We start from the raw sequence: 13,058 nt of genomic DNA on the forward strand, positions 1-13,058 counted from the left end.
TGCCGGCCATGCCTCCCGATGTGACCAGTGACGGGGTCTGGCGGTGCCCCGAAGGCGATCCTCTCCTTAAACCGCGTCCCGCAGATGCTTTTCGATTTCGGCTACGGGGTGCTTGGTGAGGTCCTTGTCGAGTTCGCCGACGATCCGACACCTCACGTCGGCGTGAAAGGCCGAGCGAAGCTCCGCCAGCGTGCGGGGTGGCGCGACGACAATGAGGGAGGTCGCATGCTCGCTGCGAAGGAGACGCTCCGCCGCAGCTGCGACCTGCCTCGCAAAGCGCTTCTCCTCGAACTCATGCCAATCGGTCATTTCCACCGCACTGCGCTGCTCCGAATGCGAGCCTTTGCTGATCCGACCGGGGCGATCGCTACCTTGGGAATGGGCGGGCGGATTCTCTTCCTCGAACACCGCCTCCGTCTTCAGATTGGGGAACTTCTCGTCGCCCTCGTTGCGAAGGAACAGCGCCTTCCTTCCGTCACCGACGAACACGATTGCACGATGTGGTATCCTGATCATTTTCGGCCTCCTCGCTGCATGCGTCAAATTCCTATTCCCCAGCAGGCTGCGCTGCTTGATCCCGATCAAGCCAGTCAGCCTACAATCGGGCAGGATTACCTAAACTCGGAAAACGATATGGAGGTTCATCATGCATGCACGAGACGTGATGGTGTCGCCAGTGGTTACGGTCGGACCAAACGCAACCGTCCGCCAGGTCGCGCAAATCCTGCTGGAACGGCGGATCAGCGCCGTGCCGGTCGTCGATGCCGACAACAAGGTGCTCGGCATCGTGAGCGAAGGCGATCTGCTGCACAGGGCCGAGAGCGGGACCGAACGCTCCCCCTCCTGGTGGTTGCGCCTGCTAACCGGCGATGCCCAGCTCGCGACTGACTACGTCAAGTCGCACTCAATCAAGGTGCAGGACGTCATGACGCAGGAGGTCGCGACCGCTGCACCCGAGACGCCCTTGCACGAGATCGCCATGCTTCTCGAAGAGCGCCAGATCAAACGCGTTCCCATCGTCAACAAGGAAGGTCAGCTCGTCGGGATCGTCAGCCGGGCCAACCTGCTCCAGACCATCGCGAGCGCCAGACCAAAGCTCGAGATTTCGCTTCCCGATTCAGTCATCAGGAAGAGGTTCTTCGAGGAGCTCAGGAAGCAGCCCTGGGCTCATACATTCAATGTGAACGCGACTGTGCAGAATGGCGTGGTCGATATCTGGGGTTTCGCGCCGTCCGTGGCCGAACGCACGGCCATTCGCGTAGCCGCCGAGGCAATTCCGGGCGTGGCGACCGTGAATGATCACCTGCTCGAAACACCGGCCTTTGTCTACTGACCCGGGCGGAGATTCCAAATCGCCGTTCCGCTACCGTCGAGACGCTCATGTCCCATTTCATTGTCCGCTTTCTCAAGAATGTGGTTGGCGACCGGGGCCAACCTTGCGAGGCTTGCCAACTCGCGATTGACGTTGAGGCGGACGACGGCGCGGAAGCGGCCCTAATGGCCAAGCAGGAGTTCTGCGAACTCCGCGCAATTCGCGACTGGACACTTCACGCCGACCGCGTCGAGGTGAAGTCGGCCGATTTTCCATCCTGACCGGGGTCGGAGGAGCACTATAACGTTTATTGCCGCCTTGCGGTTCTTGCGGATGCGCAAGCTTAATCCAGCGCCACCAAGGCGATCATCAGCCGAAAGAGCTCATATCCCATGGTGACGAGCAGCGCTCCGACAATCAAGATCTTGCCGTACCACGACACGGTCGGGCTGACGCGGACTTTCCGCGAGACATGCTCTTGTTTTTGCGACCGCTCATATTGAGTCCTGCGTGCACGCTCTGCCCTGCTGCAGGGGCCAATCGCCGCGCGGTCTGACGCTATCCTTTCCATGATCAACATGCCATTGCCGCTCTGGCACGACTCTGATGCTCATCAAGAAATATCTTCAATACGAACGCGGGCACCGGAAGCGACACGCCATACGTTTGCTGCCGTCGACCCCTCCAAGTCTTTCCAGCAGCCTGTCCAGAAAGATCGTCTGGCCCTTGAGAATCTTCGAGCGAGCCTCTGCGATCTCGAACCGTTCAACCCGATCGATTTCGGGGAATCTTTGTTGCCGACCCGACCGCGGAGGCCATTCCATCTCGAATGTATTGCTGCGAAAGTCAGCGAGATCCCAATCGTCCGACGCGGCCCACACGTGGACCACCTTGCCGCTCGGCTGGCTTGCTTTGCCAAGCTCGATGACCTCCGCTGTCACCGCGTGGCCAGTTTCCTCTGCGAATTCGCGACGTGCGGCCGAAAGCAGCGTTTCGCCATCGGAAACGAGGCCCTTTGGAATAGTCCAGGCCCCGCGATCCCGGCGCCGCCAAAAGGGACCGCCGGGATGACCGAGCAAGACCTAGCGTAGTCGTCCGTTAAGAAGCCGGATTGATCGAGGCTGGCCGGGCGAGCGTGCGCCATAGCTGGGCCAGGAACAGGCACAAGAGATATCTCAGCCAGGCGAGGATGCGGCGGAAGTTGTGTCCGACGGCTGAGAGGACGACGTTGGCGGCATCGCCGGCGCGGCCTTTGAGGTAGCAGCGCCCGAGGTGGCCTTCCGCCTTCAGGTGTCCGATGATGGGCTCGATGGCGGAGCGGCGGCGCAGCTCGCGCTTGATGACACCGAAAACGCCGCGCTTCTGGCCGGAGATGAAGACGCGACGGGGATTTTGTGCGTCGTGGCCGCGGTATCCCTTGTCGACATAGGCCCGCTCGATCGGACAGCCGGTGAGTGTCTCGGTGCGGTCAATGACGTCCCGCAAGGTGTGACCGTCGTAGGGGTTGTCGGGCAGTGCGCTGGCGTGCAGCACGAACAGGCCACCGGGAGCCCGGCGGTTGTTGGTGACGATGGAGGCCTTCACGCCGAACTCGTAAGGCGCGCTGGCCTTGCCCTTGCCGATGCACTCCACTTCCGGGGCATGGAAGGAATAGAGCTTCCAGCCGCGCTGGCGCTGCTGCTGCGAGCGGATCTGCGTGGCCCGGCCGAGCGGGAGGGCGAACGCCTGCTCCAGTGCTGGCTGGCCTTCGATCTTGCGGCGGATGTCGCGGATGATCCGGCCCAGCCGGCTACGCAGGATACGCAACTGCCGCTGATGCCGCCTGAACTGTTTGGCATGGGCGTAGCGGCCGGCCATCATCGCGGCGGCCTTGGCGATGCGAGCATAGGATTGCCGCAGCCTGACGCCGTGCCTGATCGCCAGGCGGTTGAGCCCCTTGATGGCCGCATGCAGCAGCTTGGCATCGGTCGGAAAGGTGATGGCCTTCGGCTGCACCGTGGTGTCGACCGTAACCCGCTTGAGGTCCTGGCTGCGTAATGCACCGGCCTCGTGCGCTACCCGCAAGCTCTCGGCCAGCAGCAACTCCAGCTTGTCGCCAAGCCGCTTGCGCCAATGGCTCAGGTCCGAGCGCTCGTGCGGGAACGTGTGCTGAAAGAACTCTTCCCCGGTGAAGAACTGGAAGTATGGGTCATGGACCCAGCGCTCGCACACCTCCTCATCGGACAGCCCGTAAATGTGCTTGAGCAACAGCAGACCGATCATGAAGCGCGTCTCGATCCCGGGCCTGCCGTTCTCGCTGTAGAGCGGCGCGATCTCGCCGTCGATCCAGTCCCAATCGACCTTGCCGGCGAGCAGAACCAGCTCGTGCTTCATATTGATGATCTGGTCGAGCCGAGCCCGGAACAGATCGTTCGATCCCGTCGTCTTGTGCTTCTTCGGCCGCATCGTTCCCTCCGATGCAGACAAGGAATCATGCTTCCCGCTTCGAGGGAATCCACGAAAACCAAATCGCAAGGTTCTGACGCCCAAAGCATCAAAACCTTGCAATCTGGAAATGCCCCTTAGCCCAAATCGAGATTCCCGATCAGTGGCTTAGTCCTTCTTCACGGACGACTAGCGTACCGCCGCCTCTGCGAAACAACAGAATCCCCGCACTCTGCCGCTTGCTGGAACCTGCCGTCGGCATGGAGCGAAAGCGCAAATGTCGGGTGCTCACGTGATCAGTGCAACTCAGCGCCAGCTGCCTCGTTGATGGGCTTGATGCCGACAATGTCTCCATTGTTGACATGGTCTCGGATTGCTTCGAACTCTGCCGAATTGATCTCGAGAAGCCATGTTTTCCATTCCCGGGGACGTCCTTCGGGAGCAACGGGCTCGCCCTCCGACCTGTAGCGATACTTCGCCAGAGCTCCCATCGCCCGTTCCATCGCACTACCGTCCTTCAACTCTACGATGCACCTCATCATAAACCTCATCCGATTAAATTAGCGAAGGATTCCACCGGCACTCGGCGCCGCGTTGACAAAGATCAAGCTGAACTTGTGGCCGGCCAGCGGCTTCATACGCGTCGGTCCAAAATGACGCGCCTAGCTCCGAGGATTTCCCGGGATGCCCGAGCAGACGGGCTTGCGCTAGATCAGGACACACCCCTCGCTTATTGGTGGCAGAAGGGATCATCGATACCAGCAGTAGCCGTGTCGACAAACGCGTTGATGAGGGTAGATCCAGCGAGGTCCCCAGCAGGAGCGATACCAGTGGTAGCCGGTTTCGCCGAGACGATAGCATCCGGCTTCGGCGCTGCTCGGAAATACAGTTGCGATTGAAAGGATCGCCGCGGCAGCAGCGAGCAGGACGATGTTTCGCATGTCGACCTCTCCTCAGTGGTAGAAACAGTTGTGATGCGGCCTGAGTGCTTCTCTCACCTCATCGTCCTCAAGAGCATCCTTGATCGCCCGATCGGCCTTCCTCGTCTCCAGGACGCCTGCGCCCCGGTCCGGTACGGGCACCCCCGGCTCATGCTTCACCAGGCGCGTCTGCTCCCTCTGATCATTCTTGCTCATGTCGCATTCACTCGTCGAACTGCTCCATTGGCCGGAACGACTCCGCTTTCTCTATCGCCCTCCGACTGCTCATAGCGAGATCACACCCCGAACGGATACATGTCGGGAAGCCCGGCGATTTCGGCGGTCTCCAGCGGAGTTACCGCCCTGGTGTCGTCAAACCAGATATATTCGTCGAACTGCTGCGGCAAACTGGCCTGAAAATAGTGGCTCGCAAGTTCGGTTTCAGGCCTGTAGATTACGCCGATGGCCCGCTCGAGCCGTTCCCTGCCGAGACCCTCCGGACCGCAGAGATCGCCGGGACCGCGCAGACCGAGCATGAAGCGCGGAAGGCCCGTTGCGTGACACAGCCGTTCATAGCTGTTGGGAAGCGATGGGCGGACGGTCTTGACCTCCATCGGGCCGCCCCAATCGGACGCCGCGGCAACCGTGCCACTGTGGGTGCCGAAGCCGACCAGATACGCCTGGGCGCCAAAAGCCTTGCGGCAGTGCTGCCCGATATTGTGCTCGCCGCGGGCGACCATCTCGGTCGCCGCGGCGTTGCCGACATGCGAGTTGTGCGCCCACACCACCGCCTTGCTGTCCGGCCCGTGAAATGCCAGCAGGTTCTTGAGGGTGTCGAACATGTGACTGTCGCGCAGGTTCCACGACGCGCGCGAGCCGTAGTACATGATGCGGTAATAGCGCTCGGCGTTGGCCACCAGGCGCGCATTCTGCTCGGCATCAAGGAAGCGCTCGCCATCGTGCTCGGCATACGCCCGGCGCTTCGCCAGGAGATCAGTGAGTGCGTGCGCCACGTCGGATTCGCAGGTCGGATAGGATCCGGTCAGCGCCGCATGGCCGTACGTGGCGGGATCGCGCTGCCACGGCGTCAGGCAACCATAACGCTCGCGGGCTACACGCGCCGAGGCTGGATCGACTTCGTCGAGATAGTTCAGGACCGACCGGATTGAATCGTAGAGGCTGTAGAGATCGAGACCGTGAAACGCGACGCGCGTGGTGTTCTCCACCGTACCGTTGTGTTTGCGCAACCAGCTGACGAAATCGCGTACCTCGGTGTTTCGCCACATCCAGGTCGGAAACCGTGCAAACGCGGTCCACTCCGACGGCGGATACTGGAAATGCCGCACATAGTGATCGACCCGGGCGGCATCCGGCCAGTCCGCCTCGATCGCCACGAAGCGAAATCCCTTCTTGACGATCAGGTCGCGGGTAATGCGTTCGCGCATCCGGTAGAACTCGGAGGTGCCATGGGTCGCCTCGCCGAGCAGCACGACGCGCGCCGACCCGATACGCTCCATCAGCGGGCTGAGATCGGCCGCCTCGATGGATGGAAATGATTCGGCGGCGTCGGCGATATTGCGGACCAGCGTTTCCTCGTCCGGAGCAACAGGCCGCAGCGCCCGGCGCGCGGGCGCGGTCTCGCCTTTTGCGGCCGCCCACCCTTCCTCTCCGATCAATGGAACGAAGCGGACGTCTGCAATGTCTTCGCTGCGAAATTCGTCCTTCGAAAGGCGGACGACCCGCACCAATTCCTGGGTACGCTGATCGGCGCCGACAGGAATGACCAGCCTGCCGCCGATCTTCAGCTGCTCCTTGAGCGCCTCCGGAACCTGCGGACCGCCGGCGGCTACGACGATGGCATCGTAGGGCGCATGTTCGGGCCAGCCTTTGGTGCCGTCACCATGCAGCACGTGGACGTTATCGTAACCGAGCTCGGTAAGTGTGGCCGCCGCCTCTTCCGCAAGCGGACCGAGGCGTTCGACCGTGTACACATCGGCCGCGATCTCCGACAGCACCGCGGCGGCGTAACCGGAGCCGGCTCCGATCTCCAGCACCTTCTCGCCGCCCTTGAGCATCAGCGCCTCCGCCATGAAAGCGACGATGTAGGGCTGAGAAATGGTCTGCTCCCCGGCGATCGGGAGCGGCGAATCTTCGTAGGCAAATTCGCGAAGCTTCGCTGGCAGGAACAGCTCACGCGGCACCTTGCCCATTGCCTCGAGCACGAGTTCGTCACGCACACCGCGCGCGGCGATATGGCGCTTGACCATCTCTGCCCGGAGCGCGGGAAACGACTTAACTTCACCAGGGCGATCTGGATTCAGCGCTACCGATCCCATGATGGCCTCTCCTGCATCTCAGCTAGGTTGAGTCATGCACGATCAATCTCGAAGAAAACTTAGGACCATTGCGCCCCCATCGATTTGATCGACATCAAACCGCGAAATGGCGAGCGCGTCAGGATCCATTGAATGCAAATGGAGACGGCCATGGATCTCAAGGAAGCCATCTATAGTCGGCACGCCGTACGCGAATTCACCTCGCAACCGGTTGACGAGGACGTATTGAGGAAACTCATTGATGCTGCCATCCAGGCGCCCAGCGCCGTCAACCACCAGCCATGGCTGTTTACAGTCGTGCGGGACAAAACGTTGCTCGCGCGCATTTCCCGCGAGGCAAAGGCCCATATGCTCAAAACCTCGGCGGCGGCGCTGGCATCGCATCACTTCCAAAGCATCCTCGAAAATCCGGATTTCGACATATTCTATCACGCTCCGGCATTGGTCGTGATCTCGGCACCCGAGGGCCCATGGGTCGTTGAGGATTGCGCCCTGGCGGCTGAGAACTTGATGCTGGCTGCCTGCGCCGCCGGATTGGGAACATGCTGGATCGGGTTTGCGCAGGGCTGGCTTGGAACCTCGGAGGGGAAATCGTCGCTCAGGCTTTCCGGCACGACCGTGCCAGTCGCACCCATTATCGTAGGGCATCCCAAAACAGCGGCGGCGCCCGTTCCCAGAAAGGCCCCGAAGATTGACTGGATTTCGTAAACCTTCGGGGATCAGGTGAAATGAAAGACCCTTACGAGACCCTTGGCGTAACCCGATCCGCGACCGACAAGGAAATCAAGAGCGCCTTCAAAAAACTCGCGCGCAAATTTCATCCTGACCTCCATCCGGGCGACAAGGAGGCGGAGGCCAAGTTCAAGGCAATCTCGGCTGCCAACGATCTGCTCAAGGACAAGGAGAAGCGGCGGCGGTTTGACGCGGGTGAGATCGACGCCAGCGGCGCAGAGCGACAGCAGGAGCGATTCTATCGCGACTTCGCCGACCGGCCTGCCTACACCTCGCACGCCGCACAGGATGGATTTGACAGCAACGAGGATCTGGAAGAGTTCCTGGCAAAAGCGTTTGCCGGCAAAGGGCGACGATCAGAGAGGGCATTCCGGGCGCGCGGTCAGGATGGGAGCTATGTGCTGCCAGTGGCCTTCGTGGACGCCGCCAGCGGCGCCACCCTCACCATCACACTGCCGGACGGCAAGACCCTGGAGGTGATTGTCCCCGAGGGCGCCGAGGACCGACAGATGCTGCGGCTGAAAGGCCAGGGAATGCCTGGCTATGGCGGCGGGGCGCCAGGCGATGCCTATGTCGAGTTGCACATCCAGCCGCATCCGTTCTTTCACCGCAAGGACGACAACATCCATGTCGAAATACCCGTAACCCTGCGCGAGGCGGTGCTGGGAGGCAAGATCGAGGTGCCGACAATCACTCAACCGGTAACGGTGACAGTCCCGAAGGGTTCGAATTCCGGCACCACACTGCGGCTGCGCGAAAGAGGTATCCGCAACCGAAAAACCGGGCAGCGCGGACATCAATTGATCACGCTGAAGGTGATCCTCCCTACGGCCGAAGAACCCGAACTGGTAGAATTTCTGGAAGCATGGCGGCCGAAAAACCCTCAGGATCCACGCAAGGATATGTTGCCATGATGGACGTCGATGATCTTTTGGCCACCATCTCCGCGCTCCAGCGCAGCGATCTCGAACGTTGGATCAGCGAAGAACTGGTCGCGCCGCAACAGAACGGAGGGTCGCTGATGTTCTCGGACATGGAATGCGCGCGAATCCGTCTCATTTGTACGCTGACCTATGAGCTCGATGTTGATGACAACGCGCTACCGGTGGTGCTGTCGCTGCTTGATCAGCTTTACGACACCCGCCAACGGCTGCTTTCCCTGACCCGGGCCATCAAGACGCAGGACGAAACCGTTCAACTCGCTATCGCAGCCGCGACATCGCAGCAGCAGAGCGGGCTCAAATCCTGACCTCAAGGCGTCGGCTGAGCGTGTCCAGACTTTGCTCCGGAACGTGATCGACGGCTTGTAGGGAGACACGTAAATCCATCGAAAGGTTGACCTGCCTCAAGGCCGGACAGGCCCGGCGTGATCTGTTGCTTGCATGTCTGGATATATCAGATCCTTCCTCGAAATCGGATTGGGCGATGTCGGGCTGGTCGGCGGCAAGACCGCTTCGCTCGGCGAATTGTATTCGGCTCTCGCATCCCAAGGGGTTGCCGTCCCAGATGGCTTCGCCGTCACGGCGGACGCCTATCGCGAAGCGCTATCGCGAGACGGGGTCGCGGACAAGCTGCACCGTCTTCTGGACGGGATCGACAAGAGCAAGATCAGACAGCTCGCCGGCAAGGCCGCCAAGGCCCGCGAGGTCATATACAAGGCGATGGACACGCCGCTGCTGCGCGAGCAGATCGTAGAAGCCTATCGGCATCTTGAACGCGAGGCCGGGATCGGGGTCGCTGTCGCCGTACGAAGCTCCGCGACGGCGGAGGATCTGCCGACGGCGAGCTTTGCCGGCCAGCACGAAAGCTTTCTCAATGTGCGCGGGCCCAAGGATTTGTTCGAAGCTTGCCGGCGCTGCTTTGCTTCCATTTTCACCGATCGCGCGATCTCTTATCGCATCGACAACGGCTTCGATCATTTCAAGGTCGCGCTCTCCGTCGCCGTGATGAAAATGATCCGTTCCGATCTGGCGGCGAGCGGAGTCGTTTTCACGCTCGATACCGAAACGGGTTTTCGTGACGTGGTCTTTGTCACCGGCTGCTACGGTCTCGGCGAAACCATCGTGCAGGGCCAGGTCGATCCAGATGAATTTTACGTCCACAAGCCGACGCTGAGCCAAGGTTTTCGCCGAGTGCTGCGGCGCCGACTCGGAGCCAAGCAGATCCGTATGATTTATGGCAAGCTCGGGAGCAGTCATGCGACGTCCACCCGCAATGTGCCTGACGCCGAACGACAGAAATTCTGCATTTCCGACCCCGAAGTGCTGAGCCTTGCCGAGATCGCGGTCCGGATCGAAGCCCACTACTCCAAACATGCCGGCGTTTCGATGCCGATGGACATCGAATGGGCCAAGGACGGTGTCGACGGGAAGCTATACATCATTCAGGCCCGGCCCGAGACCGTTGCCTCGCAGCGCTCGTCGGACTTCTATGAGACGTATAACCTGAAGGGACACGGCCCGGTCATCGTCAACGGTCGCGCGGTGGGAGAGAAGATCGCTTCAGGGCGCACGCGCCGCATTTCGACCGCGCGCGATCTGGCGGCCTTCAGGCCGGGTGAAATCCTGGTGGCGCCGGCGACCAGCCCGGATTGGGAGCCGGTCATGAAGATCGCGGCCGGCATCATCACCGACAAGGGCGGTCGCACCTGCCATGCCGCGATCGTGGCGCGAGAGCTGGGTATCCCCGCCGTGGTGGGCGCCACACACGCGACCGAGAAGATCAAGAGCGGAACCGACGTCACGATCTGCTGTGCGGAAGGCGATATCGGCAGCGTCTATCAGGGGGCGGTTGCCTTCGACGTTACCAGGACGCCAGTGAGCGAACTGCGGCAGCCGCGCACGGCCATCATGGTCAATGTCGGAACCCCGGAAATGGCGTTCCGCACGGCGATGCAGCCGCAGGCCGGAGTTGGCCTCGCCCGCATGGAGTTCATCATCAGTGAACATATCGGCGTTCACCCGATGGCGCTGCTCAAGCCGGAGAAGGTCACGTCAACCAAGGCGCGGACCGCAATCGCCCGCCTGACGAAGGGCTTCAAGAGCCCGGCCGATTTCTTTATTCAACGACTGGCGGAAGGCGTCGGCACCATCGCCGCGGCATTCTATCCGAAGCCGGTGATCGTACGGCTTTCCGATTTCAAGACCAACGAATATGCCAGCCTGATTGGCGGGGAAGGCTTCGAGCCCAGGGAAGAGAATCCGATGCTGGGATTCCGGGGCGCCTCCCGCTACAGTCATCCCGCCTACACCGAAGGGTTTGCCTTGGAGTGCGCCGCGCTCCGCCTGGTGCGAAAGGAGATGGGTCTCTCCAATCTGCGCGTCATGGTGCCGTTCTGCCGAACCGTCGAGGAGGGCCGCCGCGTGATCGCGACGATGGCTGCCAATGGACTGCGGCGCGGCGAAGACGGTCTCGAGATTTACGTCATGTGCGAGATCCCGAATAACGTCATCCAGATCGACGCGTTTTCTCGGTTGTTCGATGGCTTTTCGATTGGGTCCAACGATCTTACCCAGCTCACGCTGGGGGTCGACCGGGATTCCGATATCGTGGCCTTCGACTTCGACGAACGCGACCCAGGAATTCTGGAGTTGTTCCGGCAGGCGGTGGTCGGCGCAAAGCGGAACGGTCGCCATATCGGCATCTGCGGCGAGGCGCCTGCGAACTATCCGGAGATCGCGCGATACTTGACAGGGCTTGGCATCGATTCGATCAGCGTCAATCCTTCAAGCGTGTTTCGCACCATGGCCGTGGTGTCCGACGCCGAAACAAATCAGCCAGAATCCGAGACGCGAGGCCTCCTCTCGCTGTAACGATCAGATCACAGCCGGGACGGCAGCGGCATGAATGCGTTCTGCCGCGGCGTTGACCCTGGTCATCGTCTTCGTAAGCTCGTCATAGACCCGGTCGTCGACGGTCACTGTGCCGAAATTCGAATCTTCGCCGTCAAAGCGCCCCTGCACCGGCTGATCGGCATGCTCGAACCAGTGATAACCGACCACATTCGGCTTGCCGAGGGCCGCCACAACGTAGCCCTGGAAGGCACGGGCGCGCTCGGTCTGAGTGGCCACACGCGGCCCCGCCCCTTTGGAATTTGGCAGGCCCGCGTCGTCGCCGCGGAAGGAGAATTCGGAGATCAGGCATGGCTTGCCGGTAGCGGCATAAGCATCGATGACCGGACCGGGGTCGAACTCGTAGCAATTGAAGGAGATCACATCGAGGTGTCGACCGGCCGCGGCGATCACTCCCCGCGGCGGCTGCCAGCCGAACCGGGATCCGATCACGAGATGATGGGGATCAGCCGTCTTGATGGCCGAGACGCACACTTCAAAATACTTGTCGGCTACGACGGCTACAAAGGCATCGCAATCTGCTGAAAACGCCTCGCGCGCGCGGTCGGCGAGGTTGGCTTTGGTCTCGAGTGCATCGTTCAAGCCTCCGGGCGGCATTCTGACGAACGGCGCCACAACGTGTCCGATCCTGCCAAGCTCCTCCCATGATCGCGCCGGTGTGCGCCATACCGCATTGAACTCGGAGATATCCCGATAATGCGCTTGCAGCCTCGATATGGCAGCAACCCGACCAGGACGATGAGACGGCAGATTCAGGAACAGCGTAAGCAATTCGTCGGGTCCGCGCGCGTCAGTCGACCAGTAGAGCTCGTTATCGATAAAAGTGCCGAGCAAGCCGGGATCATTGCGACGAAGCGTGCAGCGCTCCTTGGCACTTGCGCAGATATGCGCCGCGAATTCGGGATCGAAGACATCGGGAAATATCTGATCGCGTCGGTGCAGGCGAAAGGATGCGCCAAGTTCCCTGATCGGCGTGATCGCCAACAATTGCGATCCCGCACTGGCGACGCCTTCGTCCGACCAGCAGCCGACCGTGTTGAAATTCCAGCTTGCCAGTCGAGTAGACGCAGCGGCACGCCAGCTTTGCAGGCTGCCGTACTTGGCTCGGCAAGTCTCGGCGTATGGCACGCGCTCGGTCCGGCCGATGCGGTCTTGATCGAAGCGGACCGTGTTGACACCCTTCGAGAGAAAGCGGCCACCATCGGGATCGATGAGCCAGAATACGCCATTGCGCTCGGAAACGCGGAAGAAGCCGCTTCCTCTGAGGTCGTCGTCGACGACCCCTCCCCATTTCGTTCTTTGCAAGCGCGGACCCCGGCAACGTTCTAAGGATATCAATCCATTGCACGGCCGGCTCGGGGCCTCTTGACCTATCTCAATACCATTCGGAACCGGCATGACTACCAATGTCGCAGTGAGACAACGTGCCTGAGATCAGCGGCTGACCGCGCAACAGCATGCCGGTCGCCGATGAGCAGGACCA

General features: G+C 61.2%; 13 protein-coding genes. 6 read left to right on the forward strand and 7 right to left on the reverse strand.

Translation table 11 applies throughout. The features are described from left to right. Positions 1-66 precede the first annotated feature (66 nt). Entirely contained in the window at positions 67-516 is a 450-nt protein-coding gene (locus BJA_RS23285) for a host attachment protein (RefSeq protein WP_011087415.1), read from the reverse strand. A 130-nt stretch (positions 517-646) separates the two neighbouring features. On the opposite strand from BJA_RS23285, the gene BJA_RS23290 reads away from it, so the two are divergent. Together BJA_RS23290 and BJA_RS23295 are read left to right on the forward strand one after the other, a co-directional pair. After that, positions 647-1,333 (forward strand): CBS domain-containing protein, encoded by a 687-nt coding sequence (locus BJA_RS23290; protein WP_011087416.1) that lies wholly within the window; start codon positions 647-649, stop codon positions 1,331-1,333. 47 nt (positions 1,334-1,380) lie between these two features. Continuing rightward, positions 1,381-1,593 carry a hypothetical protein gene (locus BJA_RS23295; protein ID WP_038967483.1) on the forward strand — a complete coding sequence of 71 codons (213 nt, stop codon included), beginning with the start codon at positions 1,381-1,383 and terminating at the stop codon, positions 1,591-1,593. A 62-nt stretch (positions 1,594-1,655) separates the two neighbouring features. On the opposite strand, the gene BJA_RS23300 is transcribed toward BJA_RS23295, so the two are convergent. The 5 genes from BJA_RS23300 to BJA_RS23320 form a co-directional block, all read right to left on the reverse strand. After that, positions 1,656-1,892: a hypothetical protein gene (locus BJA_RS23300; protein WP_011087417.1), complete on the reverse strand. Its 237-nt coding sequence runs from the start codon at positions 1,890-1,892 to the stop codon at positions 1,656-1,658. A gap of 46 nt (positions 1,893-1,938) precedes the next feature. Then, positions 1,939-2,391: an NUDIX domain-containing protein gene (locus tag BJA_RS23305; RefSeq protein WP_063921466.1), complete on the reverse strand. Its 453-nt coding sequence runs from the start codon at positions 2,389-2,391 to the stop codon at positions 1,939-1,941. 19 nt (positions 2,392-2,410) lie between these two features. Then, a complete protein-coding gene (locus BJA_RS23310) occupies positions 2,411-3,757 on the reverse strand; it encodes an IS5-like element ISBj5_B family transposase (protein WP_011084757.1) in 1,347 nt (448 codons plus the stop codon). A gap of 275 nt (positions 3,758-4,032) precedes the next feature. After that, the gene (locus BJA_RS23315; RefSeq protein ID WP_236842254.1) at positions 4,033-4,239 is read right to left on the reverse strand and encodes a hypothetical protein; all 207 of its coding nucleotides are present in this window, start codon (positions 4,237-4,239) and stop codon (positions 4,033-4,035) included. Between the two features lie 713 nt (positions 4,240-4,952). Continuing rightward, positions 4,953-6,992: a protein-L-isoaspartate(D-aspartate) O-methyltransferase gene (locus BJA_RS23320; RefSeq protein ID WP_011087420.1), complete on the reverse strand. Its 2,040-nt coding sequence runs from the start codon at positions 6,990-6,992 to the stop codon at positions 4,953-4,955. Between the two features lie 150 nt (positions 6,993-7,142). Here BJA_RS23320 and BJA_RS23325 point away from each other — a divergent pair, with 150 nt between their 5' ends. The 4 genes from BJA_RS23325 (at position 7,143) to ppsA (ending at position 11,536) form a co-directional block, all read left to right on the forward strand. Next, positions 7,143-7,700 carry a nitroreductase gene (locus tag BJA_RS23325; protein WP_038967488.1) on the forward strand — a complete coding sequence of 186 codons (558 nt, stop codon included), beginning with the start codon at positions 7,143-7,145 and terminating at the stop codon, positions 7,698-7,700. Between the two features lie 20 nt (positions 7,701-7,720). Then, complete coding sequence (locus BJA_RS23330) at positions 7,721-8,638, forward strand: DnaJ C-terminal domain-containing protein (protein WP_011087422.1); 918 nt, start codon at positions 7,721-7,723, stop codon at positions 8,636-8,638. Continuing rightward, a complete protein-coding gene (locus tag BJA_RS23335) occupies positions 8,635-8,973 on the forward strand; it encodes a chaperone modulator CbpM (RefSeq protein WP_011087423.1) in 339 nt (112 codons plus the stop codon). Before BJA_RS23330 ends, BJA_RS23335 begins: the two co-directional genes overlap by 4 nt. Before the next feature lie 133 nt (positions 8,974-9,106). Next, the gene (gene ppsA, locus BJA_RS23340) at positions 9,107-11,536 is read left to right on the forward strand and encodes a phosphoenolpyruvate synthase (protein ID WP_011087424.1); all 2,430 of its coding nucleotides are present in this window, start codon (positions 9,107-9,109) and stop codon (positions 11,534-11,536) included. 3 nt (positions 11,537-11,539) lie between these two features. On the opposite strand, the gene BJA_RS23345 is transcribed toward ppsA, so the two are convergent. Beyond that, positions 11,540-12,880, reverse strand: a complete 1,341-nt coding sequence (locus BJA_RS23345; protein WP_038967480.1) for a hypothetical protein — start codon at positions 12,878-12,880, stop codon at positions 11,540-11,542. Between the last annotated feature and the right edge of the window lie 178 nt (positions 12,881-13,058).

The organism is Bradyrhizobium diazoefficiens USDA 110 (genome assembly GCF_000011365.1).
Classification (GTDB): Bacteria; Pseudomonadota; Alphaproteobacteria; order Rhizobiales; family Xanthobacteraceae; genus Bradyrhizobium; species Bradyrhizobium diazoefficiens.

Coding starts and splice junctions, on each gene's coding strand:
- BJA_RS23285 (WP_011087415.1), bottom strand. CDS start 516: ATGATCAGGATACCACATCGTGCAATCGTGTTCGTCGGTGACGGAAGG.
- BJA_RS23320 (WP_011087420.1), bottom strand. CDS start 6,992: ATGGGATCGGTAGCGCTGAATCCAGATCGCCCTGGTGAAGTTAAGTCG.
- BJA_RS23295 (WP_038967483.1), top strand. CDS start 1,381: ATGTCCCATTTCATTGTCCGCTTTCTCAAGAATGTGGTTGGCGACCGG.
- BJA_RS23300 (WP_011087417.1), bottom strand. CDS start 1,892: ATGTTGATCATGGAAAGGATAGCGTCAGACCGCGCGGCGATTGGCCCC.
- BJA_RS23310 (WP_011084757.1), bottom strand. CDS start 3,757: ATGCGGCCGAAGAAGCACAAGACGACGGGATCGAACGATCTGTTCCGG.
- BJA_RS23325 (WP_038967488.1), top strand. CDS start 7,143: ATGGATCTCAAGGAAGCCATCTATAGTCGGCACGCCGTACGCGAATTC.
- BJA_RS23290 (WP_011087416.1), top strand. CDS start 647: ATGCATGCACGAGACGTGATGGTGTCGCCAGTGGTTACGGTCGGACCA.
- BJA_RS23335 (WP_011087423.1), top strand. CDS start 8,635: ATGATGGACGTCGATGATCTTTTGGCCACCATCTCCGCGCTCCAGCGC.
- ppsA (WP_011087424.1), top strand. CDS start 9,107: ATGTCTGGATATATCAGATCCTTCCTCGAAATCGGATTGGGCGATGTC.
- BJA_RS23330 (WP_011087422.1), top strand. CDS start 7,721: ATGAAAGACCCTTACGAGACCCTTGGCGTAACCCGATCCGCGACCGAC.
- BJA_RS23315 (WP_236842254.1), bottom strand. CDS start 4,239: ATGGAACGGGCGATGGGAGCTCTGGCGAAGTATCGCTACAGGTCGGAG.